This window comes from Pseudomonas abieticivorans, from assembly GCF_023509015.1.
Classification (GTDB): Bacteria; Pseudomonadota; Gammaproteobacteria; order Pseudomonadales; family Pseudomonadaceae; genus Aquipseudomonas; species Aquipseudomonas abieticivorans.
Genome location: NZ_CP094975.1, coordinates 5036577 through 5062413, shown reverse-complemented (window position 1 = coordinate 5062413; position 25837 = coordinate 5036577). Strand labels below are relative to the sequence as shown.

Below are 25837 nucleotides of genomic sequence, written 5' to 3'. Positions count from 1 at the left end.
GCATGAACAACACGCTTATCCAGACTGACCGTTTCGCCCTGAGCGAAACCGAGCGCTCGGCCATCGAGCACGAGCTGCACCACTACGAGGACCCGCGCGCGGCGTCCATCGAAGCCTTGAAGATCGTCCAGAAGGAACGTGGCTGGGTGCCTGACGGCGCGCTCTACGCCATTGGCGAGATCCTCGGCATCCCGGCCAGCGACGTCGAAGGCGTGGCCACCTTCTACAGCCAGATCTTCCGCCAGCCGGTGGGTCGTCACATCATTCGCGTCTGCGACTCCATGGTCTGCTACATCGGCGGCCATGAATCGGTAGTCAGCCAGATCCAGAGCACGCTGGGCATCGGCCTTGGCCAAACCACCGCGGACGGGCGTTTCACCCTGCTGCCGGTGTGCTGCCTGGGCAACTGCGACAAGGCCCCGGCGCTGATGATCGACGATGACACCTTCGGCGATGTCCAGCCTGCTGGCGTTGCCCAACTGCTGGAGGGCTACGCATGACCCTTACCTCCTTCGGGCCGGCCAACCGCATCGCGCGCACCGCCCAAACCCACCCCCTGACCTGGCGCCTGCGTGACGACGGCGAAGCCGTGTGGCTGGACGAGTACCAGGCCAAGGACGGCTACGCGGCCGCGCGCAAGGCGTTCGCCGACATGTCCCAGGACGACATCGTCCAGACAGTCAAGGATTCGGGCCTCAAGGGCCGTGGCGGTGCGGGCTTCCCCACCGGCGTCAAATGGGGCCTGATGCCCAAAGACGAATCCATGAACATCCGCTACCTGCTGTGCAACGCGGATGAAATGGAACCCAACACCTGGAAAGACCGCATGCTGATGGAGCAACTGCCCCATCTGCTGATCGAAGGCATGCTGATCAGTGCCCGCGCGCTGAAAGCCTACCGCGGCTACATCTTCCTGCGTGGCGAGTACACCACCGCGGCCAAGCACCTGAACCGCGCCGTGGCCGAAGCCAAGGCCGCAGGCCTGTTGGGCAAGAACATCCTGGGCTCAGGCTTTGACTTCGAGCTGTTCGTGCACACCGGTGCCGGGCGTTACATCTGCGGTGAAGAAACCGCGCTGATCAACTCCCTGGAAGGCCGCCGCGCCAACCCACGCTCCAAGCCGCCGTTCCCGGCCGCCGTGGGCGTGTGGGGCAAGCCGACGTGCGTGAACAACGTCGAGACCCTGTGCAACGTGCCGGCCATCGTCGGCAACGGTATCGACTGGTACAAGTCGCTGGCCCGAGAAGGCAGCGAAGACCACGGCACCAAGCTGATGGGCTTCTCCGGCAAGGTCAAGAACCCGGGCCTGTGGGAGCTGCCGTTCGGTGTGCCCGCCCGCGAGCTGTTCGAAGACTACGCCGGCGGCATGCGCGATGGCTTCAAGCTCAAGTGCTGGCAGCCAGGCGGCGCCGGCACCGGCTTCCTGTTGCCCGAGCACCTGGACGCGCAAATGTACGCCGGTGGCATCGCCAAGGTCGGCACCCGCATGGGTACGGGCCTGGCCATGGCCGTGGACGACAGCGTCAACATGGTGTCGTTGCTGCGCAACATGGAAGAGTTCTTTTCGCGCGAATCGTGCGGCTTCTGCACCCCGTGCCGCGATGGCCTGCCGTGGAGCGTCAAGCTCTTGCGCGCCCTCGAGAATGGCCAGGGCCAGCAAGGCGACATCGAGACGCTGCTGGGCCTGGTCGGTTTCCTGGGCCCAGGCAAGACCTTCTGTGCGCACGCACCCGGTGCCGTGGAGCCCTTGGGCAGCGCGATCAAATACTTCCGCCCGGAATTCGAGGCTGGCATCGCCGCAAGCAGCGGCCTGCGCCCGGACCTGGCGCGCCCCATTGTGGTCGGCGCATAACAAGACTCAAAAGCCTGGGGTCCGTGCCCCAGGCTGCCAGCCCCCTGCCCTGCCACAGGTCCGCCTGTGACGAGCGCCGCGGTTGGCAACACGCTTTCCATTAGCCACGCCCGCCCAACAGCGGGCCAACGAAGAACTTTGAACAATGGCCACTATCCACGTAGACGGCAAAGAGCTCGAAGTCGATGGCGCAGACAACCTCTTGCAGGCATGTCTGTCCCTGGGCCTCGATATTCCGTATTTCTGCTGGCACCCCGCGCTCGGTAGCGTCGGTGCCTGCCGCCAGTGTGCGGTCAAGCAGTACACCGACGAGAACGACACGCGTGGTCGTATCGTGATGTCCTGCATGACCCCTGCCACCGATGGCAGCTGGATCTCCATCGACGACGAAGAGGCCAAGGTGTTCCGTGCCAGCGTCGTCGAATGGCTGATGACCAACCACCCGCACGACTGCCCGGTGTGCGAGGAAGGCGGTCACTGCCACCTGCAAGACATGACGGTGATGACCGGCCACAACGAGCGCCGGTACCGCTTCACCAAGCGCACCCACCAGAACCAGGACCTGGGCCCGTTCATCTCGCACGAGATGAACCGTTGCATCGCCTGCTACCGCTGCGTGCGCTTCTATAAAGACTACGCCGGCGGCACTGACCTGGGCGTATTCGGCGCCCACGACAACGTGTACTTCGGTCGCGTTGAAGACGGCACCCTGGAAAGCGAGTTCTCCGGCAACCTCACCGAGGTCTGCCCGACCGGTGTGTTCACCGACAAGACCCACTCCGAGCGCTACAACCGCAAGTGGGACATGCAGTTCTCGCCGAGCATCTGCCATGGCTGCTCCAGCGGTTGCAACATCAGCCCCGGCGAGCGCTACGGCGAACTGCGGCGCATCGAGAACCGTTACAACGGTTCGGTGAACCAGTACTTCCTATGCGACCGCGGCCGTTTCGGCTACGGCTACGTGAACCGCACCGACCGCCCGCGCCAGCCCCTGCAGGGCCAGCACAAGCTGAGCCTGGACGCTGCGCTGGACAGCGCCGCCGACCTGTTGCGCGGCCGCACCATCGTCGGTATCGGCTCGCCACGTGCCAGCCTTGAAAGCAACTACGCGTTGCTGGAGCTGGTCGGCAAGGAGCACTTCTACTCCGGTATCGAAGCGGCCGAGCTGGAGCGTATTCGCCTGGTGCTGCGCGTGCTGAAAGACAGCCCGCTGCCGATCCCGACGATGCGCGACATCGAAGACCACGACGCCGTGTTCGTGTTGGGTGAAGACCTGACCCAGACCGCCGCGCGCATGGCGCTGAGCGTTCGTCAAACCGTCAAGGGCAAGGCCGAGGCCATGGCCGATGCCATGCGCGTGCAGCCTTGGCTGGACGCGGCGGTGAAGAACATCGGCCAGCACGAACTGCACCCGCTGTTCATTGCCAGCCTGACCGACACCAAGCTCGACGACGTGGCTGAAGAGTGCGTTCACGCAGCGCCGGCGGACCTGGCCCGCATCGGTTTTGCCGTGGCCCACGCCATCGACGCCAGCGCCCCTGCCGTCGCAGGCCTGGACGACGAAGCCCTGGCCCTGGCCCAGCGCATCGCCGCCGCCCTGCTGGCCGGCAAGCGCCCATTGATCATCGCCGGCACCTCGCTGGGCGAAAGCGCCCTGATCGAAGCCGCCGGCAACATCGCCAAGGCCTTGAAGCTGGCCGGTAAAGACGGCTCCCTGAGCCTGATCGTACCGGAAGCCAACAGCCTGGGCCTGGCCATGCTCGGCGGCGAGTCCGTCGACGCGGCACTGGACGCAGTGATCGAAGGCCGTGCCGACGCCCTGGTGGTGCTGGAAAACGACCTGTACACCCGTGTCGATGCCGCCAAGGTGGACGCCGCCATCGCGGCCGCCAAGGTACTGATCGTCGCCGACCACCAGATGACCCGTACCGCCGAGCGCGCCCACCTGGTATTGCCAGCGGCCAGCTTCGCCGAAGGCGACGGCACCCTGGTCAGCCAGGAAGGCCGCGCCCAGCGCTTCTTCCAGGTGTTCGACCCGGCCTACCTGGATGCCAGCATCCTGATCCATGAAGGCTGGCGTTGGCTGCATGCCCTGCGCAGCACCCTTTTGGACCGCCCGGTCGACTGGACCCTGCTGGACCACGCCACCGCCGCCGTCGCCGGCAGCACCCCGCAACTGGCCGCGATCATCAATGCCGCGCCGTCTGCTGCGTTCCGCATCAAGGGTCTTAAACTGGCGCGCGAACCGTTGCGCTACAGCGGCCGCACCGCCATGCGCGCCAACATCAGCGTGCACGAGCCGCGCACTTCGCAAGACGCCGACACCGCGTTCGCCTTCTCCATGGAAGGTTACTCGGGCTCGGTCGAACCGCGCCAACAAGTGCCGTTCGCCTGGTCCCCGGGCTGGAACTCGCCACAAGCGTGGAACAAGTTCCAGGACGAAGTCGGCGGCCACCTGCGCGCTGGCGACCCCGGCGCACGCCTGATCGAAACCAGCGGCGACAACCTCAACTGGTTCGCCGGCGTTCCGGGCGCTTTCGCTCCGGCCCGTGGCACCTGGACAGCGGTGCCGGTGCATCACCTGTTCGGCAGCGAAGAGAACTCCTCGCGCGCAGCCCCGGTGCAAGAACGCATCCCGGCCGCCTACGTGAGCATCGCCAAGTCCGAGGCCGACCGCCTGGGCGTCAACGACGGCGCGCTGCTGAGCCTGAACGTTGCAGGCGTGAACCTGCGCTTGCCGCTGCGCATCAACGAAGCATTGGGCGCAGGCCTGGTGGCGTTGCCCGCAGGCCTTGCAGGTATCCCGCCCGCATTCGCCGGCGCGTCGGTTGAAGGCTTGCAGGAGGCAGCACAATGACTTGGTTTACCCCTGAAGTCGTCGACGTGATCATCTCTGTGGTCAAGGCCCTGGTGATCATGCTGGCCGTGGTGGTGTGCGGGGCGCTGCTCAGCTTCGTGGAGCGCCGCTTGCTGGGCTGGTGGCAGGACCGCTACGGCCCTAACCGCGTGGGCCCGTTCGGCATGTTCCAGATCGCTGCCGACATGTTGAAAATGTTCTTCAAGGAAGACTGGAACCCACCCTTCGTCGACAAGGTGATCTTCACCCTGGCGCCGGTGGTGGCCATGAGCGCCTTGCTGATTGCCTTCGCGATCATCCCGATCACCCCGACCTGGGGCGTGGCAGACCTGAACATCGGCCTGCTGTTCTTCTTCGCCATGGCCGGTTTGTCGGTGTACGCCGTGCTGTTCGCCGGCTGGTCCTCGAACAACAAGTACGCCTTGCTCGGCTCCCTGCGGGCCTCAGCGCAAACCGTGTCGTACGAAGTGTTCATGGGCCTGGCGCTGATGGGCATCGTGATCCAGGTGGGCTCGTTCAACATGCGCGACATCGTTGAATACCAGTCCCAGCACCTGTGGTTCATCATCCCGCAGTTCTTCGGCTTCTGTACCTTCTTCGTCGCAGGCGTGGCCGTGACTCACCGTCACCCCTTCGACCAGCCGGAAGCCGAACAGGAACTGGCGGACGGTTACCACATTGAATATGCCGGCATGAAATGGGGCATGTTCTTCGTCGGCGAGTACATCGGCATCATCATGATCTCGGCGCTGTTGGTCACCCTGTTCTTCGGTGGCTGGCATGGCCCGTTCAACATCCTGCCGCAACTGTCGTTCATCTGGTTCGCCCTGAAGACCGCGTTCTTCATCATGCTGTTCATCTTGCTGCGCGCCTCGATCCCGCGCCCACGGTATGACCAGGTGATGGACTTCAGCTGGAAATTCTGCCTGCCGCTGACCCTGATCAACATGCTGGTGACCGCTGCGATCGTGTTGTTGAACACGCCAGCCGGCGCGGTTCAGTGAGGAATTGACCCATGTTCAAATATATTGGTGACGTCATTAAGGGCACGGGCACACAGCTGCGTAGCCTGGTGATGGTATTCGGTCACGGCTTTCGCAAGCGTGACACCCTGCAATACCCCGAAGAAGCCGTGTACCTGCCGCCGCGCTACCGTGGCCGCATCGTGCTCACCCGCGACCCCGACGGCGAAGAGCGCTGCGTGGCCTGCAACCTGTGCGCCGTCGCGTGCCCGGTGGGTTGCATCTCGCTGCAGAAAGCCGAAACCGAAGACGGTCGCTGGTACCCGGACTTCTTCCGCATCAACTTCTCGCGCTGCATTTTCTGTGGCCTCTGCGAGGAAGCCTGCCCGACCACCGCGATCCAGCTGACACCGGATTTCGAAATGGCCGAGTTCAAACGTCAGGACCTGGTGTACGAGAAAGAAGATCTTTTGATCTCCGGCCCCGGCAAGAACCCTGACTACAACTTCTATCGCGTTGCAGGTATGGCCGTAGCCGGTAAGCCAAAAGGCGCCGCGCAGAACGAAGCCGAGCCGATCAACGTGAAGAGCTTGCTCCCTTAAGGAAGAAAGATGGAATTCGCTTTCTATTTCGCAGCCGGTGTCGCAGTGGTGGCTACCCTTCGGGTGGTCACCAACACCAACCCCGTGCACGCGCTGCTCTACCTGATCATTTCACTGCTGGCCGTGTCGATGACGTTCTTCAGCCTCGGCGCACCGTTCGCCGGCGTGCTGGAAGTGATCGTTTACGCCGGCGCCATCATGGTGCTGTTCGTGTTCGTGGTGATGATGCTCAACCTGGGCCCGTCCTCGGTAATGCAGGAACGCAGCTGGCTGAAACCTGGCATCTGGGCAGGCCCCGTGTTCTTGGCCGGCCTGCTGCTGTTCGAGCTGCTGTACGTGCTGTTTGCCAACCCGAGCGCGGCCGGCATCGGCCAAACCACCGTAGGTGCCAAGGCCGTGGGTATCACCCTGTTCGGCCCGTACCTGCTGGCGGTCGAACTGGCTTCCATGCTGCTGCTTGCAGCCGTGGTCACGGCTTTCCACTTGGGCCGCAACGAGGCGAAGGAGTAACGACATGCCTGCAATCCCTCTCGAGCATGGATTAGCCGTCGCCGGTATCCTGTTCTGCCTTGGCCTGGTGGGCCTGTTGGTTCGCCGCAACATCCTCTTCGTATTGATGAGCCTGGAAATCATGATGAACGCCGCCGCACTGGCCTTCATCGTCGCCGGTGCACGCTGGGCGCAGCCGGATGGACAGATCATGTTCATCCTGGTGATCACCCTGGCAGCCGCCGAGGCCAGTATTGGCCTGGCGATCTTGCTGCAGCTGTACCGCCGCTTCCACACGCTTGATATCGACGCTGCCAGTGAGATGCGCGGATGAACCTGATCTTTCTGACGTTCGTATTCCCCCTGATCGGCTTCCTGCTGCTGTCGTTTTCCCGCGGGCGCCTTTCCGAAAACCTCTCGGCCCTGATCGGTGTCGGCTCCATTGGCCTGTCGGCCATCGTCGCCGCCTACGTGATCTGGCAATTCAACGTGTCGCCGCCCGAAGCGGGCCACTACACCCTGGTGCTGTGGCGCTGGATGTCGGTGGACGGCTTCGAGCCCAACTTCGCCCTGTACGTGGACGGCCTGTCGGTGACCATGCTGGGCGTGGTGGTGGGGGTGGGTTTCCTGATCCACCTGTTCGCCTCCTGGTACATGCGCGGTGAAGACGGTTACTCGCGCTTTTTCGCCTACACCAACCTGTTCATCGCCAGCATGTTGTTCCTGGTGTTGGGCGACAACCTGCTGTTCATCTACTTCGGTTGGGAAGGCGTGGGCCTGTGCAGCTACCTGTTGATCGGTTTCTACTTCAGCGACCGTAACAACGGCAATGCCGCACTCAAAGCCTTTATCGTGACCCGCATCGGCGACGTGTTCATGGCCATCGGCCTGTTCATCCTGTTCCAGCAACTGGGCACCCTGAACATTCAGGAACTGCTGGTGCGGGCACCGGAGCACTTCAAGGTCGGCGATTTCTGGATCGTGCTGGCCACCCTGATGCTGCTGGGTGGCGCGGTCGGCAAATCGGCGCAACTGCCGTTGCAAACCTGGTTGGCAGACGCCATGGCCGGCCCTACCCCGGTCTCGGCATTGATCCACGCCGCCACCATGGTGACCGCGGGCGTGTACCTGATCGCCCGTACCCATGGCCTGTTCACCCTGGCGCCGGACATCCTGCACCTGGTGGGCATCGTCGGCGCCGTGACCCTGGTACTGGCCGGGTTCGCCGCCCTGGTGCAAACCGACATCAAGCGCATCCTCGCCTACTCGACCATGAGCCAGATCGGCTACATGTTCCTGGCCCTGGGCGTGGGCGCCTGGGACGGCGCGATTTTCCACCTGATGATCCACGCGTTCTTCAAGGCGCTGCTGTTCCTGGCCTCCGGTTCCGTGATCCTGGCCTGCCACCACGAGCAGAACATCTTCAAGATGGGCGGCCTGTGGAAGAAGATCCCGTTGGCCTACGCCAGCTTCATCGTCGGTGGCGCGGCCCTTGCGGCCTTGCCGGTGATCACCGCAGGCTTCTACTCCAAGGACGAGATCCTCTGGGAAGCGTTCGCCAGTGGCCACACCGGCTTGCTGTACGCGGGCCTGGTGGGCGCGTTCATGACCTCGCTGTACACCTTCCGCCTGATCTTCATCACCTTCCACGGTGAAGCGCACACCGACGCCCACGCCGGCCACGGCGTGGCCCACTGGCTGCCGCTGAGCGTGCTGATCGTGCTGTCGACCTTCATCGGCGCGTGGATCCACCCACCGCTTGCCGGCGTGCTGCCGCAAAGCGTCGGCCATGCCGGCGGCGAAGCCAAGCACAGCCTGGAAATCGCCTCGGGCGCCATTGCCCTGGCCGGTATCCTGCTGGCGGCCCTGCTGTTCCTGGGCAAGCGTCGCCTGGCCACCGCCATCGCCAACAGCGGCCCTGGCCGCGTGCTGTCGGCCTGGTGGTTCGCTGCGTGGGGCTTTGACTGGATCTACGACAAACTGTTCGTCAAACCGTATCTGCTGATCAGCCACGTGCTGCGCAAAGACCCGATCGACCGCACCATCGGCCTGATCCCGCGTCTGGCCAAGGGCGGCAACAGCGCCATGAGCCGCAGCGAAACCGGCCAAGTGCGCTGGTACGCCGCTTCGATCGCGGCCGGTGCCGTGCTGGTTATCGGCGCTGTCCTCGTGGCGGCGGTCTGATATGAATCTTGCGACTTTGCGAAAGGAATTGAGCCCGTCATGATTTTGCCCTGGCTGATCCTGATCCCCTTTATCGGTGGCCTTCTGTGCTGGATGGGTGAACGCTTCGGCGCCACCCTGCCCCGCTGGATCGCGCTGCTGACCATGACCCTGGAACTCGCGCTCGGCCTGTGGCTGTGGGCGCACGGGGACTTCCACCTGGCCCCTGCACCGGGCGCCGCGCCTGTCTGGGCGGTTGAATTCAAGCTGCAATGGATTCAACGCTTCGGCATCAGCGTGCACCTGGGCCTGGACGGCCTGTCGTTGCTGATGATCTTGCTGACCGGCCTGCTGGGTATCCTCTCGGTACTCTGCAGCTGGAAAGAGATCCAACGCCACGTCGGCTTCTTCCACTTGAACCTGATGTGGATTCTGGGCGGTGTGGTCGGTGTGTTCCTGGCACTGGACCTGTTCCTGTTCTTCTTCTTCTGGGAAATGATGCTGGTGCCGATGTATTTCCTCATCGCGCTCTGGGGTCACAGCTCCTCGGATGGCAAGAAGACCCGGATCTACGCCGCCACCAAGTTCTTCATCTTCACCCAGGCCAGCGGCCTGATCATGTTGGTGGCGATCCTGGGCCTGGTGTTGTTCAACTACAACACCACCGGCGTGCTGACGTTCAACTACACCGACCTGCTCAACGCCAAGCTGCCGCACGGCGTGGAATACATCCTGATGCTGGGCTTCTTCATCGCCTTCGCGGTGAAGCTGCCGGTGGTGCCGTTCCACTCCTGGCTGCCGGATGCCCACGCCCAGGCGCCGACCGCAGGCTCGGTGGACCTGGCCGGTATCCTGCTGAAAACCGCGGCTTATGGCCTGCTGCGCTTTGCCCTGCCGTTGTTCCCCAACGCCTCGGCCGAGTTCGCACCGATCGCCATGACCCTGGGCCTGGTGGGGATTTTCTACGGGGCCTTCCTGGCCTTCGCGCAAACCGACATCAAGCGCCTGATCGCGTTCTCCAGCGTCTCGCACATGGGCTTCGTGCTGATCGGCATCTACTCAGGCTCCCAACAAGCGCTGCAAGGCGCGGTGATCCAGATGCTGGCCCACGGCCTGTCGGCCGCCGCGCTGTTTATCTTGAGCGGCCAGTTGTACGAGCGCCTGCACACCCGTGACATGCGTGAGATGGGTGGCCTGTGGTCGCGCATCGCCTACCTGCCGGCGATCAGTTTGTTCTTTGCAGCCGCCTCCCTGGGCCTGCCAGGGACCGGCAACTTCGTCGGCGAGTTCCTGATCCTGCTGGGCTCCTTCGTATCGGCGCCATGGATCACCGCGATCGCCACGTCGGGCCTGGTGTTTGGTTCGGTTTACTCGCTGATCATGATCCACCGCGCCTACTTCGGCCCGTCGAAATCCGACGCGGTACTGGCCGGCATGGACAACCGTGAACTGATCATGGTGCTGGGCCTGGCTGGCCTGCTGATCTTGCTGGGCATCTATCCGCAGCCGTTCCTCGACACCTCTGCCGCCACCATGACCGGTGTGCACCAGTGGTTCGGCACCGCCTTCACTCAACTCGCTTCGGCACGGTAAGAGCGCTATGGACCTGACACTGCAACACTTTATCGCGCTGGCTCCGCTGCTGATCACCAGTATCACCATCGTGGTGGTGATGCTGGCGATCGCCTGGCGGCGCAACCACTCACAAACGTTTTTGATCACCTGTGCGGGCTTGAACCTGGCGCTGCTGTCGATTTTGCCGGTGTTGAAATTGACACCGATGACCGTGACCCCGCTGCTGCAAGTCGACAACTTCGCCTGCCTGTACATGGCACTGATCCTGATCGCCACCCTGGCTTGCGTGACGCTTGCGCACGCCTACCTGGGTGACGGCGGTTCGGGCTACCCGGGCAACCGCGAAGAGCTGTACCTGCTGATCCTGCTGTCCGCCGCCGGCGGCCTGGTCTTGGTAATGGCGCAGCACTTGTCGAGCCTGTTCATCGGCCTGGAACTGCTGTCGGTGCCGGTGTACGGCCTGGTGGCCTATGCGTTCTTCAACAAGCGCTCGCTGGAAGCCGGCATCAAGTACATGGTGCTGTCGGCGGCCGGTTCCGCGTTCCTGCTGTTCGGCATGGCCTTGCTGTACGCAGACTCCGGCAGCCTGAGCTTCAGCGGCATCGGCATGGCCCTGGCAGCCACCGGGCTGCCGAGCAGCCTGGCGCAACTGGGCCTGGCGATGATGCTGGTCGGTTTGGCGTTCAAGCTGTCGCTGGTGCCGTTCCACCTATGGACCCCGGACGTGTACGAAGGCGCCCCGGCGCCGGTGGCGGCCTTTTTGGCCACCGCCAGCAAGGTCGCGGTGTTCGCCGTGGTGGTGCGCTTGTTCCAGCTCTCCCCTGCTGCCAGCAGCGGCGTGTTGCACGATGTGCTGTCGGTGATCGCCATTGCCTCGATCCTGGTCGGTAACCTGCTGGCCCTGACCCAGAGCAACATCAAGCGGATCCTGGGTTTCTCCTCCATCGCACACTTCGGCTACCTGCTGATCGCCCTGGTGGCCAGCAAGGGCCTGGCGCTGGAAGCCATCGGCGTGTACCTGGCCACCTACGTGGTCACCAGCCTCGGCGCGTTCGGCGTGATCACGCTGATGTCCTCGCCGTTCAAAGGCCGCGACGCCGACGCCCTGTACGAATACCGCGGCCTGTTCTGGCGCCGTCCGTACCTGACGGCCGTGCTGACCGTGATGATGCTGTCGCTGGCCGGTATCCCGCTGACCGCAGGCTTTATCGGCAAGTTCTACATCATTGCCACGGGTGTGCAGTCGCAACAATGGTGGCTGACCGGCTCGCTGGTGCTGGGCAGCGCCATCGGCGTGTTCTACTACCTGCGCGTGATGGTGACGCTGTTCCTGATCGAGCCAAACCTGCGCCGCCACGACGCCCCGATGAACTGGGAACAGCGTACCGGTGGCGTGATGCTGCTGGCGATCGCAATCCTGGCGTTCTTCCTGGGTGTGTACCCGCAGCCATTGCTGGACCTGGTGCAGCATGCCGGGTTTCAGCTAGTGGGTTGATGGGCCGCTGAATACAAAACCCCGCTGCGGCGGGGTTTTGTGTTTTTTGACGTACAAAAAGCCTCGCATTGAAAGTTTAAAAACTGGTATTTCTGACAGTAGTGCAATATCAACTCCTGCTATTCAATAGGGGCTCCTCAAATAGAACGCGGAGTACCTGCCATGAGAAACATTGATAATCTTGCAGCCCCTGTTGTCTTAGAAGCCATCAACGAGACGCTTAATCCTATCCACGTGCCCGCCAGTGGCGCATCAGTAAATATTGCAGCCTACCCGACACAGCAAATTGGCGATGAGGTCAAGCTCGTTTGGGACGGCCCTACCTACTTTGAGGAATCGCTCACGATCACTGAAGCAACCGCCGGCAAAGTTATTTCCTTCAAAGTGCCTGATGCTGTCAAGGACACAACACCAGACTCGGTTATCACTGTGTACTACTCAGTTATTAGAGGAAGGGATGTCTTCCCCTCAATAATATTGACATTGTACGTTGTCGCCTCACACCGTCCTGTAATCGCTAAGTAGCCTTGCTGCTGAACGGCGAAGCAGCCTTAGGCTCTGTACGAAATGTGTTCCAGCGAAGGCCTGTTTTCAACGCAGCATAGACAAGCTGGGATACATTTCGTACAGAGACTAGGGGCCAACCCTTGAGGCGTAGGCTTTTCAACTTTAATCCTTAGCTTCATTGCTGCCACCGACCTCACTCGCTGGCAAGCCATGCTCCCACGCAACCTGACCAACGCAATAGTGGACCGGGTCCAGCCTACAAATGTTAAGTGAACTGGATGGTTGGCCTGCAACAAAAGACACTCTGTTTCGCCGAAGTGCCCTGTATTTAACAATACAAAAGCCGGGCGATTGAAAACTTAAAAACCGATATTTTTGACAGTGGACTTCCGCCCCCATCCGTTATCAACCAAGGCATCACTCAAGGCCTTCTTCCTCGACCAAGAAGTCACATTCAATTGCACTTTGAGCATCTTGAATGCTCAATTCGAAGTCCGCGCTACCCTTATTACGCTTCGCATAATCAACTGAAGGTATGGGGGCCGCGACTCAGTGGCTGTCACACGTCGAACGCACCCACGTGCACAAAACACAACTTGTTGCCTTCAGGGTCGCGGCAGTAGGCGCTGTAGTAGTCGTCACGGTACTGCGGCCGCAATCCTGGCGCCCCCTCATCGCTGCCGCCCAGTTCCAATGCCCGGCGCCACGCCGCCTCCACCGCCGCCTGCGAGGGCGCCATGAAGCTCACCTGCGCGCCATTGCCCCAAGTCGCCGGCAAGCCATTGAACGGCTGTTGAACGAAAAACTGCGGCCAGTCCTGCCCCGGTAATTGCCAGCCAATACCGGGTGGGCCGCTGTCGCTGTCATCGGCCATGCGCTCCAGGCCCAGTTCGCCCAGTACTTGTTCGTAGAAATCGACCATGCGCGGCAGGTCCCGCGCGCCCACCTGGATATGGCTGAACATCACTACCCTCCTAGTAAATGAATAAAAACTCAGGTGAACCACCTTGAGCCGATTTCACTGCCCCTGCAACCTGACCGGGTCTAAACTGCCGCGCTAACATCTTGTTACATGGAAGGAAGCCGGTGTAAACCCGGTACGGTCGCGCCACTGTAAAAGTCAGACCCTTCCCACTCTAAACCTCCGCACCAGACGCGCAATCTCAAGGAGTTTGAACATGACCAACGCCAACGCCCACGCGGGCACCCCCGATATCTCCATCCCCACCATCCCCTTGGGCGAACTGCTGCCCTGGCTGGTGTTCGGCAGCCTGCTGCTGATGCTGGCGATCTACTTCGTCGGCGCCGAGCAAGGCGCCACCGCGCTGTTCAAAGGCATGTACGTGCATGAGTTCGTGCACGACGGCCGCCACCTGCTGGGTTTCCCCTGCCACTGATCGCGAGCGGAACATGACTGGATCATTATTGATGCGCGGGCTGTTCGTCGGCCTGTTGGCGGGGCTGCTGGCCTTTACTTTCGCCAAGGTGTTCGGCGAACCCCAGGTGGATCGCGCCATCGCCTTCGAAGAAAAGCTGGACCAGATGAAAGGCGAAGCCCCAGAGCCCGAACTGGTAAGCCGTGAAGTGCAGAGCACCGTGGGCCTGCTGACCGGCGTGCTGGTGTACAGCGCCTCGATGGGCGGCCTGTTTGCCCTGGCGTTCGCCTACTGCCTGGGCCGGGTTGGCCGCATCGGCCCGCGCGGCCTTTCGGCTTTGCTGGCCCTGGGCGCGTTTGTCGCGATCATCGTGGTGCCCGAGCTCAAGTACCCGGCCAACCCGCCATCGGTGGGCGACCCGGACACCATCCGCGAGCGCACCAAGCTGTTCTTCCTGATGCTGGCGTTGTCGGTGGCGGCCATGGTGATCGCGGTGAATTTTGGCCGCAGGTTGATGCTGCGTCACGGTGCGTGGACCGGCACCCTGGTGGGCGCGGGGCTGTACCTGTTGATCGTGTGCATCGGCGCCTCGGTATTCCCGGCGGTCAATGAAGTACCGGCCGATTTCTCGGCCACTAACCTGTGGGATTTCCGCATTGCCGCGCTGGGTATCCAACTGGTGCTGTGGGCCTCGTTGGCACTGATGTTCGGCTGGCTTACCGAGCGCGATTTCGTGCGCCAAGGGCTGCTGCTGGCGCGCTAGAGCCTGCGCCGTGAAGGCTGCTGCAACGGCGGCCTTCACGCCCACAGTTCATGCGCAAACACCACACAATTATATTTGCACACAAGCCCCCAGCCCCCCTTCCCAAGCGCCAGCGGCTGCATAGAATAGCGACACAGTTACGGCCTGTTCATGGCCTGATCACCCCTTGCTGAGTCCTTCAGTCAATCATGTCCGATACCAACCCGTGCCTCAGCTGCGGCGCCTGCTGTGCGTTCTTCCGTGTGTCCTTCTATTGGGGCGAATGCCAATCGGCGGGCGGCGTGGTGCCCGATGAACGCGTCGAGCAGGTAGGCCCCCAGCACGTCGCCATGCTCGGCACCACCAGTAAGCCGGCGCGCTGCGAATCGCTGGCCGGCGAGGTGGGCTGCGGGGTGAGTTGCACCATGTACGAAAACCGCTCCAGCACCTGCCGCGAGTTCGAGGCATCGTGGGAATACGGCGAGCACAGCGATCCCTGTGACCGCGCCCGGGCGGCCCATGGGCTGGCGCCGTTGGAGCAGGGCTGGGCACAACAACCCCTCGCTATGCCTGCCTGAACGGTGGCAGCAAAGCGTGCTTGCGATGGGGTCCGCCCTGACGCAGTCACGAGCATGCCCTGCTCCCACGGGGAACCAATACAGGGCTATGCTGGACCAAGCTTTTTCAAGCCTGCTCCCTATCGCTCGAGGTGATTGCCATGACCAAGACGTACAGCTACGCCGCCCAAAGCGCCACCGACACCCTCAAACCCTTCACGATCGAACGCCGCACCCCGGGTGCCGACGACGTGCAGATCGAGATCCTTTACTGCGGCGTGTGCCACTCAGACCTGCACACTGTGCGTAACGAGTGGAACAACACCTTGTACCCTTCGGTGCCGGGCCATGAAATCGTCGGCCGCGTGACCGCCGTGGGCGCCAGCGTGAAAAACTTCAAGGTCGGCGACCTGGCCGGCGTCGGCTGCATGGTCGACAGCTGCCAGCACTGTGCCTCGTGCGCGGAAGGTGAAGAGCAGTATTGCGAAAACGGCTTCACAGGCACCTACAACGGCCCGGTGTTCGGCGGCGCCAATACCTTCGGCGGCTACTCCGACTCGGTGGTGGTCAAAGAAAAATTCGTGCTGCGCATCGCCCCCACCGACAACCTCGCCGCCGTGGCGCCGCTGCTGTGCGCCGGCATCACCACCTATTCGCCGCTCAGCCACTGGAAGGTCGGCCCTGGGCAAAAGGTCGGCGTGGTCGGCCTTGGCGGCCTGGGCCACATGGCGGTGAAGATCGCCCACGCCATGGGCGCCCACGTAGTGCTGTTCACCACTTCGCCGAACAAACGCGAGGATGGTCTGCGCCTGGGCGCCGACGAGGTGGTGGTGTCGAAAAACGCCGACGAGATGGCCCAGCATGCCAACAGCCTGGACTTCATCCTCAACACCGTGGCCGCACCGCACAACCTGGACGCCTTCCTGAGCCTGCTCAAGCGCGACGGCACCATGACCCTGGTCGGCGCCCCGGACTCGCCACACCCCTCGCCTACCGTGTTCAACCTGATCTTCAAGCGCCGTAGCCTGGCCGGCTCATTGATTGGCGGCATCCAAGAAACCCAGGAGATGCTCGACTTCTGCGCCCAGCACAACATTGTCTCGGACATCGAGATGATCGCCATGCAAGACATCAACCAGGCGTACGAGCGCATGCTCAAGGGGGACGTGAAATACCGCTTCGTGATTGACATGGCGACCCTGAAGAAAGACGCCGCCTGAAGGATTTTTCACTCAAAAATCCCGCTGCGCGGTCGATAACCCTTGTTGCTCCAGGTGAATGAGTCGCCTGGCGCAAGGAAAATCCCAAGGAGTTGTCGATGCGTTCCATTCATATCCTCGCGCTGCTGGGCGCCCTGCTGTTGGCCGGTTGCAGCAGCGGCCCAATGCAGGTCTCGCCCAACCAGGCCCTCGATACCGCCGCCCAGGACCAGGCGCAGGTGGTGTTCATGCGGTCGGCGTTTACCGCCAAGGCCATCAATGCGTCGCTGTATGACGTGACCGACGGCCACGCCAAATTCGTTGGCATCCTGCCCAACGGCTACAAAGTCGCCTACACCACCACCCCAGGCAAGCACACCTTCATGGTGGTGTCGGAGGCTGCCGACTTTCTGGAAGCCAACCTTGAAGGCGGCAAAACCTACTACAGCCTGGTGACCCCGCGCATGGGCATGTGGAAGGCGCGCTTCTCGCTGTGGCCGATCCGAAATGACGCCACGGGCGAATACAACACCCGCGGGTCGGACTTTGCCGGTTGGCAGAAAGACACCCAGTTGATCGTCAACACGCCCAAGTCCCAGGCCTGGTTCGAGGCCAACAAGGCCAGCGTGAGCGAGAAGCAAGCTGACTACTGGCCGGTGTGGCAAAAGAAAAGCGCCAAGGACCTGGCTGAGCGGACGTTGAACCCGCAAGACGGGTTGTAAAAACCCGTCGCGCTTTTCGCGAATAAATCCGCCCCTGAGCAGGGGCGGATTTATCAATGGCCAATCAACCGATCATCTTGCCGTCGATACCATCCCCGATCACCAGGAAATGCCCGCCCGCCACATGGTGCAAGGTGCGCAGTTGATCGTGCCCGGCGAAATCCCAGTGGCCGTCCCGGAACACGCGCTCGTCGGCCTGGGCGCTGACCACCTCGGCCACAAACAGGTCGTACTGGCCCTGGTTGTGCGGTTCGGGCAGCAGGCGGCATTCCAGCCAGGCCGCGCAGCCTTCCAATAAGGGCGCATCGACTTGCTCGCCAGTAAAGGTTTCAAGGCCGTAGGCCGCAAACTTGTCCAATTCCTTGCCCGAGGTGTTGCCCACGGTTTGCACGATGTCGGCCTGGGCCACCACCGGCACGTTGAGCACGAAGGTGCCGCTGGCTTCGAGCAACTGGCGGGTCCAGGTGGATTTGTCGAGCACCACCGCGACTTTGGGTGGCTGGAAATCCAGCGGCATCGCCCAGGCGGCCGCCATGATATTGCGTTGGCCACCGTGGGCGGCGCTGACCAATACCGTGGGGCCATGGTTGAGCAGGCGGTAGGATTTTTCCAGGGGGACGGGGCGGCGATGGGTCATGGGAACTCTTCCGGCCAAAACCCCATTGTACCGCGTAGACGCCACTCCCCCGTAGCGCAGGCGCCCTTCAGGCGGGTATCGGGGTGGGCAGCGGGCTGCCGGCAAAATGCGCAGCCAGGTTGGCCAGGGTCAAATCGCTCATTGCCTTGCGCGTGGCCCAGGTGGCGCTGGCCATGTGCGGGGTGAGCAGTACGTTGTCCAGGCCGAGCAGTTGCGGGTGCGGGCGCGGCTCGTCCTCGAATACGTCCAGCGCGGCGCCAGCGATGCGCTTGTCGGCCAGGGCCTGGGCCAATGCTGCCTCGTCGACCACACTGCCGCGGCCGACGTTGACCAGATAACCGTCCTGCCCCAGTGCCTGCAAAACGCCGGCGTCGATCAGGTGAAAGGTACCTGCCCCGCCACCGACCGCAATCACCAGGAAATCGACATTGGCGGCAAGGTCCTTCACCGAATCGTAGTAGCGATAATCCACCGGCTGCTGCCGACGGCCGTAATAGGCGATCTGCATGTCAAAGCCTGCCGCACGCCGGGCAATCGCCTGGCCGATACGCCCCAGCCCGACGATCCCCAGCCGCGCGCCACTGACCTTGCGGGTAAAAGCGATCGGCCCCTCGGACCATTTGCCCTCACGCACGAAACGGTCGGCCGGGCCGGTGCGCCGGGCGATGCCAAACAACAGCGCCATGGCGAAATCGGCCACGTCGTCGGTAAGCACGTCCGGGGTATGGGTAACCGCGATACCGCGCTCGCGGGCCGCTGCCACGTCGACGCCGTCGTAACCCACGCCGAACACCACGATGATTTCAAGGTTGGGCAGGCGCCCCAGCAATTCGCGGCTGACCTTGGACTCGCCATTGGCCACCAACGCGCGAATACCAGCGGCGTGAGCGCCCAGTTCACTGCCCTGTTCGTTGCCTTCCAGCACGGCGTGTTCAGCGAACAGGCGCTCGTTGAGCATGTCCGGCAGGCGGGCGATTTTAAGCACGTTTGGTGTCATCGAGGGCTCCTTGAAGGGGACGAGGTTGGCGCGCGCGTTCGGCGCCCAGGTACAGGCCGAGCATGCCACCGGCGATCAATGCACAGGCTACCAGCAGCAAGGCGTAGTCGTAGCTTTGCGTGGTGTCCTTGATCCAGCCCATCACAGGCGGCAGGCCCAGGCCGGCCAGGTTGGCGATGGAGTTGATCAGAGCGATCGACACGGCAGCGGCCGGGCCCGACAGGTACTCGGTGGTGGTGGCCCAGAACACCGGGGTGGCGGCCCAGTTCAAGCCCACCGCCACCACCAGCATCACGTAGGCGGCGCCATGGTTGCCGGTGAACACGGCGATGCCCAGCAAAATGCCGGCGCCCAGCAGCGGCGCGCCCAGGTGCATGCCACGCTCGCCGGTCTTGTCCGAATGGCGACCGTTGAAGTACATGAACACGCACGCCAACAAGAACGGCAGCGCCGACATCAGGCTGACCACAAACGAGCCCTGCCCAGACACCGACTGCACGATCAATGGCAAAAACAACGTGATGCCAATGGTACCGAACGCTTGCAGCAGCCAGAACAGGCTCAACAGCCACACCTTGCGGCTGCGAAACGCCGCGTGCCAGGCGTCACCGTGGGAAATCGGCGTGCTGGCCTGCTCGGCAGCGATGGTACGGGCCAGCCAGTTCTTTTGCGCCGAGTCCAGCCAATGGGTGGTTTGCGGTGAGTCGGGCAGGTAGCGCAACACCACCACCCCCAGCACCGCCGCAGGAATGCCTTCCAGCAAGAACAACCAGCGCCAGCCCGACACCCCAGCCATGCCATCCAGATGCAGGAACGCGCCCGACAGCGGCAAACCGATCACCGAGGCCAACGCCGCGCCGATGTAGAAGAACGACATGGCTTTTGCCCGGTCGCTGCGCGGGTACCACTGCGACAGGTAATAGATGATGCCCGGCGTGAAGCCCGCCTCGGCGGCGCCCAGCAGCAAACGCATCACGTACAACTGGTTGGCGGTTTGCACCAGGCTCATGCCGGCGGCGACGATGCCCCAGGTAATCATGATGCGCGCGATCCAGCGCCGGGCCCCGACCTTGGTCAGGATCAGGCTGCTGGGCACTTCCAACAGGATATAGGTGAGGAAGAACAAGCCCACGCCCAACCCGTACATGCGTGCGGTCAGGCCCAGGTCGGCGTTCATCTGCAACGCGGCGACCGAAATGTTCGACTTGTCGATGTAGGCCACCATGTACAGCAGCATGAGGAACGGAATCAGCTTCAGATTCAGTTTTTTCATGGTGCTGGCATGCAGGCCGCCGTCCAGCGGGATCTGGGTCATGTGGGCACTCGCTTTATTGTCTTTTTTGTTGATCGGGGCGTATCCGCTCCGGATTGATTGGACGTTAAACGAGATGGCGCACACTTTCAATATATGATTTTACATCCCTATATTTGGGATATAGATTAATCGATTCATCTTTTCTTCTTGGCAGATATCGCCCCGGGTAGGAGCGGATTCATCCGCGAAAGCCATACTGCAGAGCATCAGAACCACCGCGCCGCTTGCTTCGCGGATAAATCCGCTCCTACAGGGCTGCATGCGCTTGAACTACGTTGCCCGTGGCCAGTCAGCATTAAAAGGCCACGATCAGGGCAACTCCCATGCAGATTTCCTTGCAACACCAAGTCGCGCTTATCACCGGCGCCAGTTCCGGCCTGGGTTTCGGCGCTGCCAAAGCCTTGGCCGATGCCGGTGCCGCGGTAGTGATCAATTACAACAGCCACGCGGAACCTGCCGAAACACTCGCCGCGCAGATCCGTGACAACGGCGGCAAGGCCCAGGCGATCAAGGCCGACGTGTCCAACGAGGATGAGGTGCAGGCCTTGTTCAAACAAACCGTCGACACTTTCGGGGCCTTGGACATTTTGCTCGCCAATTCCGGCCTGCAGCGCGACGCCGCGACCGTCGACATGACCCTTGAAGACTGGAACACGGTGATACAGGTCAACCTTACCGGGCAGTTCCTTTGTGCCCGCGCCGCTTTGCGTCAGTTCGCCGAGCAAGGCCCCAGGCCATGGGTGTCGCGGGCCTTGGGCAAGATCATCCACATGAGTTCGGTGCACCAGGTGATCCCCTGGGCCGGCCATGCCAACTATGCCGCGTCCAAAGGTGGGGTCGACCTGCTGATGCGCAGCATTGCCCAGGAGGTGGGCGCCCAGCACATTCGCGTCAACAGCATCGCCCCGGGCGCCATTCGCACCGCGATCAATGCCAAGGTCACCGATGGCGAGGACGGCGGGCGCAAGTTGCTCGAACTGATCCCCTACGGGCGCATCGGCGAGGTCGAGGACGTGGCCAATGCCGTGGTTTGGCTGGCTTCGGACCTGTCCGACTATGTGCACGGCACCACCTTGTTCATCGACGGCGGCATGAGCCTTTACCCAGGGTTCCAGAACAATGGCTGAGTCACACAGCGACACCCAACGTGCCATCGCCGCGCACGGCATCATCGGCGACATGCGCAGCGCCGCCCTGGTGGCAGACAGCGGTTGCATCGATTTTTTCTGCTGGCCCGATTTTGACAGCCCATCCATTTTCAGCGCGCTGCTCGACACCCCCGAGGCCGGGATCTTCCAGCTGGCACCCGAGCTGCCCGACGCCCGTCGCCTGCAAATCTACCTGCCCGACAGCAACGTATTGCTCACCCGCTGGCTGGACCGCGACGCCGTGGTGGAATGCACCGACCTGATGCCCATCGGCGAAAACCCCGACGACCTGCCGCGGCTGGTGCGGCGCATCACCGTGGTCAGCGGCAGCGCCAACATCCAGATGCGTTGCCGGGTGCGCCACGACTACGCCCGCGCGGCCACACAGGCAGCGGCCAAGGGCGCAGACGTGCTGTTCAGCGCGAACGGCCAGCCCGGCCTGCGCCTGTCCGCGACCGTGGGCCTGACGGTTGAAGACCAGGCCGACGCCACCGCGCGCTTTGATCTCAAGGCCGGCGAGTGCGCCGAATTCATCCTGGGTGCCGACGAGGACGACCTGGTGCGCGCGGGCCAGGGTTTGACCTGCCTGGAACACACCCTGGCGTTCTGGCGCCGCTGGCTCGGCCAATCCACCTATCAGGGGCGCTGGCGGGAAATGGTCCATCGCTCGGCCCTGGCGCTCAAGCTGCTGACCTCGCGCAAGCACGGCGGCATCATTGCCGCCGCTACCTACGGCCTGCCGGAAACCGCTGGCGGCGTACGTAACTGGGACTACCGCTACACCTGGATCCGCGACGCTTCGTTCACCGTCTATGCCTTCATGCGCCTGGGCTTCAGCGAAGAGGCCAACGCCTACGTGCGCTGGGTGCGCGAGCGCGTCAGCGATTGCTGCCAGCAGGACATCGACCTGAAAATCGTCTACGCCCTGGACGGCGCCAAGCAGTTACCCGAGCAAACCCTGGAGCACCTGAGTGGGCACGGCGGCGCGCAACCGGTGCGTATCGGCAACGGCGCATACGAGCAAGTGCAACTGGACATCTACGGCGAGTTGCTGGACGCCGTGTACCAGGCCAACAAATATGGTGAAAGCATCTCCCACGAAGGTTGGCAGAACGTGGTCAAGCTGGTGGACAAGGTGTGCGAGCGCTGGCGGGAAAAGGACGTGGGCATCTGGGAAATGCGCGGCCCGGCTCAGCACTACCTGCATTCGCGGCTGATGTGCTGGGTGGCGCTGGACCGGGCCCTGCGCCTGGCCAACAAACGCTCGCTGCCTGCACCTTTCGCGCGCTGGGACAAGGAGCGCCAGGCGATACACGCAGACATCTGGCAAAACTTCTGGAACAAAGACGCCGGCCACTTCGTCCAGCACACCAAAACCGGTGCAGTAGACGGTGCCATGCTGCTGATGCCGCTGGTACGCTTCGTGAGCGCCACCGACCCTGCCTGGCTGGCCACCCTGGCGGCCATCCAGCGTGACCTGGTGCGCGACGGCATGGTGTACCGCTACAGCACCGACGATGGCCTGCCGGGCGAAGAAGGCGCCTTTACCGCGTGCAGCTTCTGGTACGTGGAGTGCCTGGCCCGGGCCGGGCGCGTGGAGCAGGCGCACCTGGAGTTCGAGCAACTGCTGCGCTACGCCAACCCTTTGGGCCTGTATGCCGAGGAGTTCGACCGCAACGGCTGCCACCTGGGCAATACCCCCCAGGCCCTCAGCCATTTGGCCTTGATCAGTGCCGCCAGCTTCCTGGACCGCAAATTGAGCGGGCAGAAAACCCAATGGCAGCCATAATGTGCGACAGCGCCTGCGGGAAACTTCATTCAGGCAGGCGCAATTCGTCGGAACCAGCCATAATGGCAACCATCACATCCTGATACTCTTTTGCTCCACCTCTGAAAAGACCGGATCAAACAGCTTTCGGGGAATTTAATCCTGTCCCATGCGTCTCAAGACCTGTAAACGAATCGTGGACAAACACTGAACCGGCAAGGAGCAACACATGCTGATACTCACCCGCAAGGTAGGCGAAAGCATCGTCATCAATGACGACATCAAGATCACCATCCTGGGTGTCAAAGGGATGCAAGTGCGCATCGGCATCGACGCGCCGAAAGACGTGCAAGTGCACCGTGAAGAGATTTTCAAGCGCATCCAGGCCGGCAACCCGGCCCCGGTCAAAGACGATCAGCAATAACGATCGACTGCCAGCGTCGGGCATGCCTGCCCGACGCGGCCCGCCTGCCCGTTAAAGCCCTTCCCTTACCGAATCACGCTCGCGACTGCGCAACACTTGCTGCAGCTTGAGCCCAAGCTCGTCCCCGCGAAACGGCTTCTGCACGATGACCTGCTCGGCCTCGCCCAAGCCATCGATGTCGGCATAGCCGGTCATGAACACCACCGGCAGTTGCGGCTGCAGCGTGCGCAACACCTGCGCCAGTTCCGCGCCGTTCATGCCAGGCATGGCGTAGTCGGTCAGCACCAGGTCCACCGCGGTGCTCACCTGGTTCAAGGCCTCCTGGGCACTTTGCGCCTCAATCACCTGGTAGCCCAGGCTGTCGAGCAAGGCGGCGGTCACCTCGCGCACCTCTGGGTCGTCGTCCACTAGCAACACGATGCGCTGCTGGCCGCCCAGGTCCGGGCGCTCACTGCCAGGCAGCAACACCGGGGCCACGGCCTGGCGGATGCTAGGCAGGTAAACCTTGACCGTGGTGCCCTCGCCCGGCACGGTTTCGATGCTCACGCCACCCCCGGACTGCTTGGCAAAGCCAAACACCTGGGCCAGGCCCAAGCCTGAGCCCTTGCCGATGTCCTTGGTGGTGAAAAACGGCTCGAAGGCCTTGGCCAGCACGGATTCGGACATGCCGGTGCCGGAGTCGCCGATCGACAGCACCACGTACTCGCCCAGCTCCGGGTGCTCACTGCGCTGCGGCGCCTGCTCGACCACTTCGTTATAAGTGGCCAGGTGCAGAGTACCGCCCGAAGGCATGGCGTCGCGGGCGTTGATCGCCAGGTTGAGGATGATCATCTCGGTTTGCGTGGGGTCGACCAACGCGCTCCACAGGTCTGCCGCCGTCGAGGTTTGCACCCAGATGGCGCCGCCCAGGGTGCGCTGCAACAGTTCGAGCATGCCGCACACCGTGTCGCCGAGGTTAACCGGCATCGGCTCCAGGCGTTGGCGGCGGGAAAACGACAATAACTGCCCGGTCAGCTTGGCGCCCCGCTCGCCGGCCTCTTGAATATTCTGCAGGCGGCTCTGCACCTTGTCCTGCTTGCCCCGGGCCAGGTCGCGGGCCAGAAAGGTCGCGCTGGAAAGGATCACCGTCAGCAGGTTGTTGAAGTCATGGGCGACGCCCGCGGTGAGCTGCCCCACCGCTTCCAGGCGTTGCAGTTGCTGCAGGGTTGCCTCGATGCGCTCGCGCTCGGCGATCTGCTCGCGCAGGCGCTGATTGGTGGCGGCCAGTTCGTCGACCACCGCGCGCTCGCTGGTGATGTCACGCACTGCCGCGTACATCAAGCCTTCGTCCGGCACGATGGTCCAGGACAGCCAACGGTAGTCCCCATCGGCATGGCGCATGCGGTTGACGAAGCGGGTGGATACGTTGCCACCGGCGATGTTCTCGGTTTCGCGTACCGTGGCGCCGATGTCCTGGGGGTGCAGCAATTCCCACAGCTGCATCTGCACCAGAGTTTCGCGCGACCAGCCCAGGGTGTCTTCCCATGCCGGGTTAAGGGCGATGGGGGTCATGTCGAAGCGCATCACCGCCAGCAACTCGCGGGACAACTCCCAGGTGCGATCGCGTTCACGGGTGCGTTTTTCCACGCGGTCGCCCAGCAACTCGTTGAGCCGCTGCAACGCTTCGGTGGCCTGCTTTTGTTCGGTCACGTCCTGCACCACGCCGCTGAAGCGCACGCACTGGCCATCTTCGAAAAACGTCCGGCCACTGGTGGCCAGCCAACGCTCGACGCCGGTTGGCAACAGCACGCGGTATTCGGCCTGATAGCCTTGCTCATCGTCGGCGGTCAGGGTTTGCGCCACCTTGAATTCAACGTCCGGACGGTCCAGGGGGTGGCAGTGCTGGAAGAAATAGTTCAGGTCGACCGCTGTATCGAGCGGCAAATCGTAGAGCGCGCGGCAGCGTTCGTCCCAGATCAGTCGTCCGGTCAGCGGCCAATACTCCCACACACCCATGCGCGCCGCCTCGGTGGCGAGCCGCGCGCGCACTTCGGCTTCCTGCAGCGAGCCTTCGGCGCGCAACCGTTGGCGTCGTTCATCGACCTCGGCCAGGGCCCGGCGCACGGCCTTGGGCAACAGCGGCAGGTTCTGCTTGAGCACGTAGTCGGTGGCGCCCAGGCGCATCATCTCAACTGCGTTTTCTTCACCGTACACGCCGGACAAAAAGATAAACGGCGTTTGCGGCGAGCACTGGCGGGCACTCTGGAACACCTGTGCGCCGGATGACCCGGGCAGCAGGAAGTCACACAGAATCAGATCGAAGACGGCGTTTTGCAGCGCATGCTCGACGCCCAAGTGGTTGTACACCAGGGTCGAGTCGATCTGGAAGCCGTCGCGTTCCAGGCTGAACAACGCAAGTTCAGCGTCGCGCTGGCTGTCTTCGACCATCAGCAGGCGCAGGGCCTTGGGCG

The 25837-nt window shown here is 62.8% G+C and carries 24 protein-coding genes; 19 read left to right on the top strand and 5 right to left on the bottom strand.

Features of this window, described 5'->3' with window-relative positions; all coding sequences use genetic code 11:
- Positions 1-2: 2 nt before the first annotated feature.
- The 11 genes from nuoE (at position 3) to L9B60_RS23070 (ending at position 12520) form a co-directional block, all read left to right on the top strand.
- Entirely contained in the window at positions 3-500 is a 498-nt protein-coding gene (nuoE, locus tag L9B60_RS23120; RefSeq protein WP_249673294.1) for an NADH-quinone oxidoreductase subunit NuoE, read from the top strand.
- A complete protein-coding gene (nuoF, locus tag L9B60_RS23115) occupies positions 497-1852 on the top strand; it encodes an NADH-quinone oxidoreductase subunit NuoF (protein ID WP_249673293.1) in 1356 nt (451 codons plus the stop codon). Before nuoE ends, nuoF begins: the two co-directional genes overlap by 4 nt.
- A 145-nt stretch (positions 1853-1997) precedes the next feature.
- The gene (gene nuoG, locus L9B60_RS23110; protein ID WP_249673292.1) at positions 1998-4709 is read left to right on the top strand and encodes an NADH-quinone oxidoreductase subunit NuoG; all 2712 of its coding nucleotides are present in this window, start codon (positions 1998-2000) and stop codon (positions 4707-4709) included.
- On the top strand, positions 4706-5713 hold the full coding sequence (gene nuoH / locus L9B60_RS23105; RefSeq protein WP_249673291.1) for an NADH-quinone oxidoreductase subunit NuoH: 1008 nt from the start codon (positions 4706-4708) through the stop codon (positions 5711-5713). Before nuoG ends, nuoH begins: the two co-directional genes overlap by 4 nt.
- An 11-nt stretch (positions 5714-5724) precedes the next feature.
- On the top strand, positions 5725-6273 hold the full coding sequence (gene nuoI, locus L9B60_RS23100; protein ID WP_008369054.1) for an NADH-quinone oxidoreductase subunit NuoI: 549 nt from the start codon (positions 5725-5727) through the stop codon (positions 6271-6273).
- Positions 6274-6282: 9 nt separating this feature from the next.
- The gene (gene nuoJ / locus L9B60_RS23095) at positions 6283-6783 is read left to right on the top strand and encodes an NADH-quinone oxidoreductase subunit J (protein WP_249673290.1); all 501 of its coding nucleotides are present in this window, start codon (positions 6283-6285) and stop codon (positions 6781-6783) included.
- A 4-nt stretch (positions 6784-6787) separates the two neighbouring features.
- On the top strand, positions 6788-7096 hold the full coding sequence (nuoK, locus tag L9B60_RS23090) for an NADH-quinone oxidoreductase subunit NuoK (protein WP_249673289.1): 309 nt from the start codon (positions 6788-6790) through the stop codon (positions 7094-7096).
- Positions 7093-8946, top strand: a complete 1854-nt coding sequence (gene nuoL / locus L9B60_RS23085; protein WP_249673288.1) for an NADH-quinone oxidoreductase subunit L — start codon at positions 7093-7095, stop codon at positions 8944-8946. Before nuoK ends, nuoL begins: the two co-directional genes overlap by 4 nt.
- 39 nt (positions 8947-8985) lie before the next feature.
- Positions 8986-10518 carry an NADH-quinone oxidoreductase subunit M gene (nuoM, locus tag L9B60_RS23080; protein ID WP_249673287.1) on the top strand — a complete coding sequence of 511 codons (1533 nt, stop codon included), beginning with the start codon at positions 8986-8988 and terminating at the stop codon, positions 10516-10518.
- 7 nt (positions 10519-10525) lie between these two features.
- The gene (nuoN, locus tag L9B60_RS23075; RefSeq protein ID WP_249673286.1) at positions 10526-11995 is read left to right on the top strand and encodes an NADH-quinone oxidoreductase subunit NuoN; all 1470 of its coding nucleotides are present in this window, start codon (positions 10526-10528) and stop codon (positions 11993-11995) included.
- Between the two features lie 162 nt (positions 11996-12157).
- Entirely contained in the window at positions 12158-12520 is a 363-nt protein-coding gene (locus L9B60_RS23070) for a hypothetical protein (protein ID WP_249673285.1), read from the top strand.
- Between the two features lie 541 nt (positions 12521-13061).
- On the opposite strand, the gene L9B60_RS23065 is transcribed toward L9B60_RS23070, so the two are convergent.
- A complete protein-coding gene (locus L9B60_RS23065; RefSeq protein WP_249673284.1) occupies positions 13062-13466 on the bottom strand; it encodes a VOC family protein in 405 nt (134 codons plus the stop codon).
- A gap of 214 nt (positions 13467-13680) precedes the next feature.
- On the opposite strand from L9B60_RS23065, the gene L9B60_RS23060 reads away from it, so the two are divergent.
- The 5 genes from L9B60_RS23060 (at position 13681) to L9B60_RS23040 (ending at position 17098) form a co-directional block, all read left to right on the top strand.
- The gene (locus tag L9B60_RS23060; RefSeq protein WP_249673283.1) at positions 13681-13899 is read left to right on the top strand and encodes a CbtB domain-containing protein; all 219 of its coding nucleotides are present in this window, start codon (positions 13681-13683) and stop codon (positions 13897-13899) included.
- A 13-nt stretch (positions 13900-13912) separates the two neighbouring features.
- Entirely contained in the window at positions 13913-14641 is a 729-nt protein-coding gene (locus L9B60_RS23055) for a CbtA family protein (RefSeq protein WP_283780528.1), read from the top strand.
- A 188-nt stretch (positions 14642-14829) separates the two neighbouring features.
- Positions 14830-15198, top strand: coding sequence for a YkgJ family cysteine cluster protein (locus L9B60_RS23050; RefSeq protein ID WP_249673282.1), 369 nt, complete (start codon positions 14830-14832; stop codon positions 15196-15198).
- A gap of 140 nt (positions 15199-15338) precedes the next feature.
- The gene (locus L9B60_RS23045) at positions 15339-16397 is read left to right on the top strand and encodes an NAD(P)-dependent alcohol dehydrogenase (RefSeq protein WP_249673281.1); all 1059 of its coding nucleotides are present in this window, start codon (positions 15339-15341) and stop codon (positions 16395-16397) included.
- 98 nt (positions 16398-16495) lie between these two features.
- On the top strand, positions 16496-17098 hold the full coding sequence (locus tag L9B60_RS23040; RefSeq protein WP_249673280.1) for a hypothetical protein: 603 nt from the start codon (positions 16496-16498) through the stop codon (positions 17096-17098).
- Positions 17099-17162: 64 nt separating this feature from the next.
- On the opposite strand, the gene L9B60_RS23035 is transcribed toward L9B60_RS23040, so the two are convergent.
- The 3 genes from L9B60_RS23035 to L9B60_RS23025 all read right to left on the bottom strand — a co-directional run bounded on the left by L9B60_RS23035 (position 17163) and on the right by L9B60_RS23025 (position 20047).
- Positions 17163-17735 (bottom strand): flavin reductase family protein, encoded by a 573-nt coding sequence (locus L9B60_RS23035; protein ID WP_249673279.1) that lies wholly within the window; start codon positions 17733-17735, stop codon positions 17163-17165.
- A gap of 67 nt (positions 17736-17802) precedes the next feature.
- Positions 17803-18732 (bottom strand): 2-hydroxyacid dehydrogenase, encoded by a 930-nt coding sequence (locus L9B60_RS23030; protein WP_249673278.1) that lies wholly within the window; start codon positions 18730-18732, stop codon positions 17803-17805.
- The gene (locus tag L9B60_RS23025) at positions 18713-20047 is read right to left on the bottom strand and encodes an MFS transporter (RefSeq protein ID WP_249673277.1); all 1335 of its coding nucleotides are present in this window, start codon (positions 20045-20047) and stop codon (positions 18713-18715) included. Before L9B60_RS23025 ends, L9B60_RS23030 begins: the two co-directional genes overlap by 20 nt.
- Positions 20048-20370: 323 nt before the next feature.
- Between L9B60_RS23025 and L9B60_RS23020 the strand changes: the two genes are divergently transcribed.
- From L9B60_RS23020 to csrA, 3 genes are all read left to right on the top strand, one after another.
- Positions 20371-21174 carry a glucose 1-dehydrogenase gene (locus L9B60_RS23020; RefSeq protein ID WP_249673276.1) on the top strand — a complete coding sequence of 268 codons (804 nt, stop codon included), beginning with the start codon at positions 20371-20373 and terminating at the stop codon, positions 21172-21174.
- Positions 21167-22984: a glycoside hydrolase family 15 protein gene (locus L9B60_RS23015; protein WP_249673275.1), complete on the top strand. Its 1818-nt coding sequence runs from the start codon at positions 21167-21169 to the stop codon at positions 22982-22984. Before L9B60_RS23020 ends, L9B60_RS23015 begins: the two co-directional genes overlap by 8 nt.
- Before the next feature lie 208 nt (positions 22985-23192).
- Positions 23193-23387, top strand: a complete 195-nt coding sequence (csrA, locus tag L9B60_RS23010) for a carbon storage regulator CsrA (RefSeq protein ID WP_249673274.1) — start codon at positions 23193-23195, stop codon at positions 23385-23387.
- Positions 23388-23438: 51 nt separating this feature from the next.
- Here csrA and L9B60_RS23005 read toward each other — a convergent pair whose 3' ends face one another.
- Entirely contained in the window at positions 23439-25814 is a 2376-nt protein-coding gene (locus tag L9B60_RS23005; RefSeq protein WP_249679967.1) for a hybrid sensor histidine kinase/response regulator, read from the bottom strand.
- Positions 25815-25837: the final 23 nt, after the last annotated feature.

Coding starts and splice junctions, on each gene's coding strand:
- nuoE (WP_249673294.1), top strand. CDS start 3: ATGAACAACACGCTTATCCAGACTGACCGTTTCGCCCTGAGCGAAACC.
- nuoF (WP_249673293.1), top strand. CDS start 497: ATGACCCTTACCTCCTTCGGGCCGGCCAACCGCATCGCGCGCACCGCC.
- nuoG (WP_249673292.1), top strand. CDS start 1,998: ATGGCCACTATCCACGTAGACGGCAAAGAGCTCGAAGTCGATGGCGCA.
- nuoH (WP_249673291.1), top strand. CDS start 4,706: ATGACTTGGTTTACCCCTGAAGTCGTCGACGTGATCATCTCTGTGGTC.
- nuoI (WP_008369054.1), top strand. CDS start 5,725: ATGTTCAAATATATTGGTGACGTCATTAAGGGCACGGGCACACAGCTG.
- nuoJ (WP_249673290.1), top strand. CDS start 6,283: ATGGAATTCGCTTTCTATTTCGCAGCCGGTGTCGCAGTGGTGGCTACC.
- nuoK (WP_249673289.1), top strand. CDS start 6,788: ATGCCTGCAATCCCTCTCGAGCATGGATTAGCCGTCGCCGGTATCCTG.
- nuoL (WP_249673288.1), top strand. CDS start 7,093: ATGAACCTGATCTTTCTGACGTTCGTATTCCCCCTGATCGGCTTCCTG.
- nuoM (WP_249673287.1), top strand. CDS start 8,986: ATGATTTTGCCCTGGCTGATCCTGATCCCCTTTATCGGTGGCCTTCTG.
- nuoN (WP_249673286.1), top strand. CDS start 10,526: ATGGACCTGACACTGCAACACTTTATCGCGCTGGCTCCGCTGCTGATC.
- L9B60_RS23070 (WP_249673285.1), top strand. CDS start 12,158: ATGAGAAACATTGATAATCTTGCAGCCCCTGTTGTCTTAGAAGCCATC.
- L9B60_RS23065 (WP_249673284.1), bottom strand. CDS start 13,466: ATGTTCAGCCATATCCAGGTGGGCGCGCGGGACCTGCCGCGCATGGTC.
- L9B60_RS23060 (WP_249673283.1), top strand. CDS start 13,681: ATGACCAACGCCAACGCCCACGCGGGCACCCCCGATATCTCCATCCCC.
- L9B60_RS23055 (WP_283780528.1), top strand. CDS start 13,913: ATGACTGGATCATTATTGATGCGCGGGCTGTTCGTCGGCCTGTTGGCG.
- L9B60_RS23050 (WP_249673282.1), top strand. CDS start 14,830: ATGTCCGATACCAACCCGTGCCTCAGCTGCGGCGCCTGCTGTGCGTTC.
- L9B60_RS23045 (WP_249673281.1), top strand. CDS start 15,339: ATGACCAAGACGTACAGCTACGCCGCCCAAAGCGCCACCGACACCCTC.
- L9B60_RS23040 (WP_249673280.1), top strand. CDS start 16,496: ATGCGTTCCATTCATATCCTCGCGCTGCTGGGCGCCCTGCTGTTGGCC.
- L9B60_RS23035 (WP_249673279.1), bottom strand. CDS start 17,735: ATGACCCATCGCCGCCCCGTCCCCCTGGAAAAATCCTACCGCCTGCTC.
- L9B60_RS23030 (WP_249673278.1), bottom strand. CDS start 18,732: ATGACACCAAACGTGCTTAAAATCGCCCGCCTGCCGGACATGCTCAAC.
- L9B60_RS23025 (WP_249673277.1), bottom strand. CDS start 20,047: ATGACCCAGATCCCGCTGGACGGCGGCCTGCATGCCAGCACCATGAAA.
- L9B60_RS23020 (WP_249673276.1), top strand. CDS start 20,371: ATGCAGATTTCCTTGCAACACCAAGTCGCGCTTATCACCGGCGCCAGT.
- L9B60_RS23015 (WP_249673275.1), top strand. CDS start 21,167: ATGGCTGAGTCACACAGCGACACCCAACGTGCCATCGCCGCGCACGGC.
- csrA (WP_249673274.1), top strand. CDS start 23,193: ATGCTGATACTCACCCGCAAGGTAGGCGAAAGCATCGTCATCAATGAC.
- L9B60_RS23005 (WP_249679967.1), bottom strand. CDS start 25,814: ATGGTCGAAGACAGCCAGCGCGACGCTGAACTTGCGTTGTTCAGCCTG.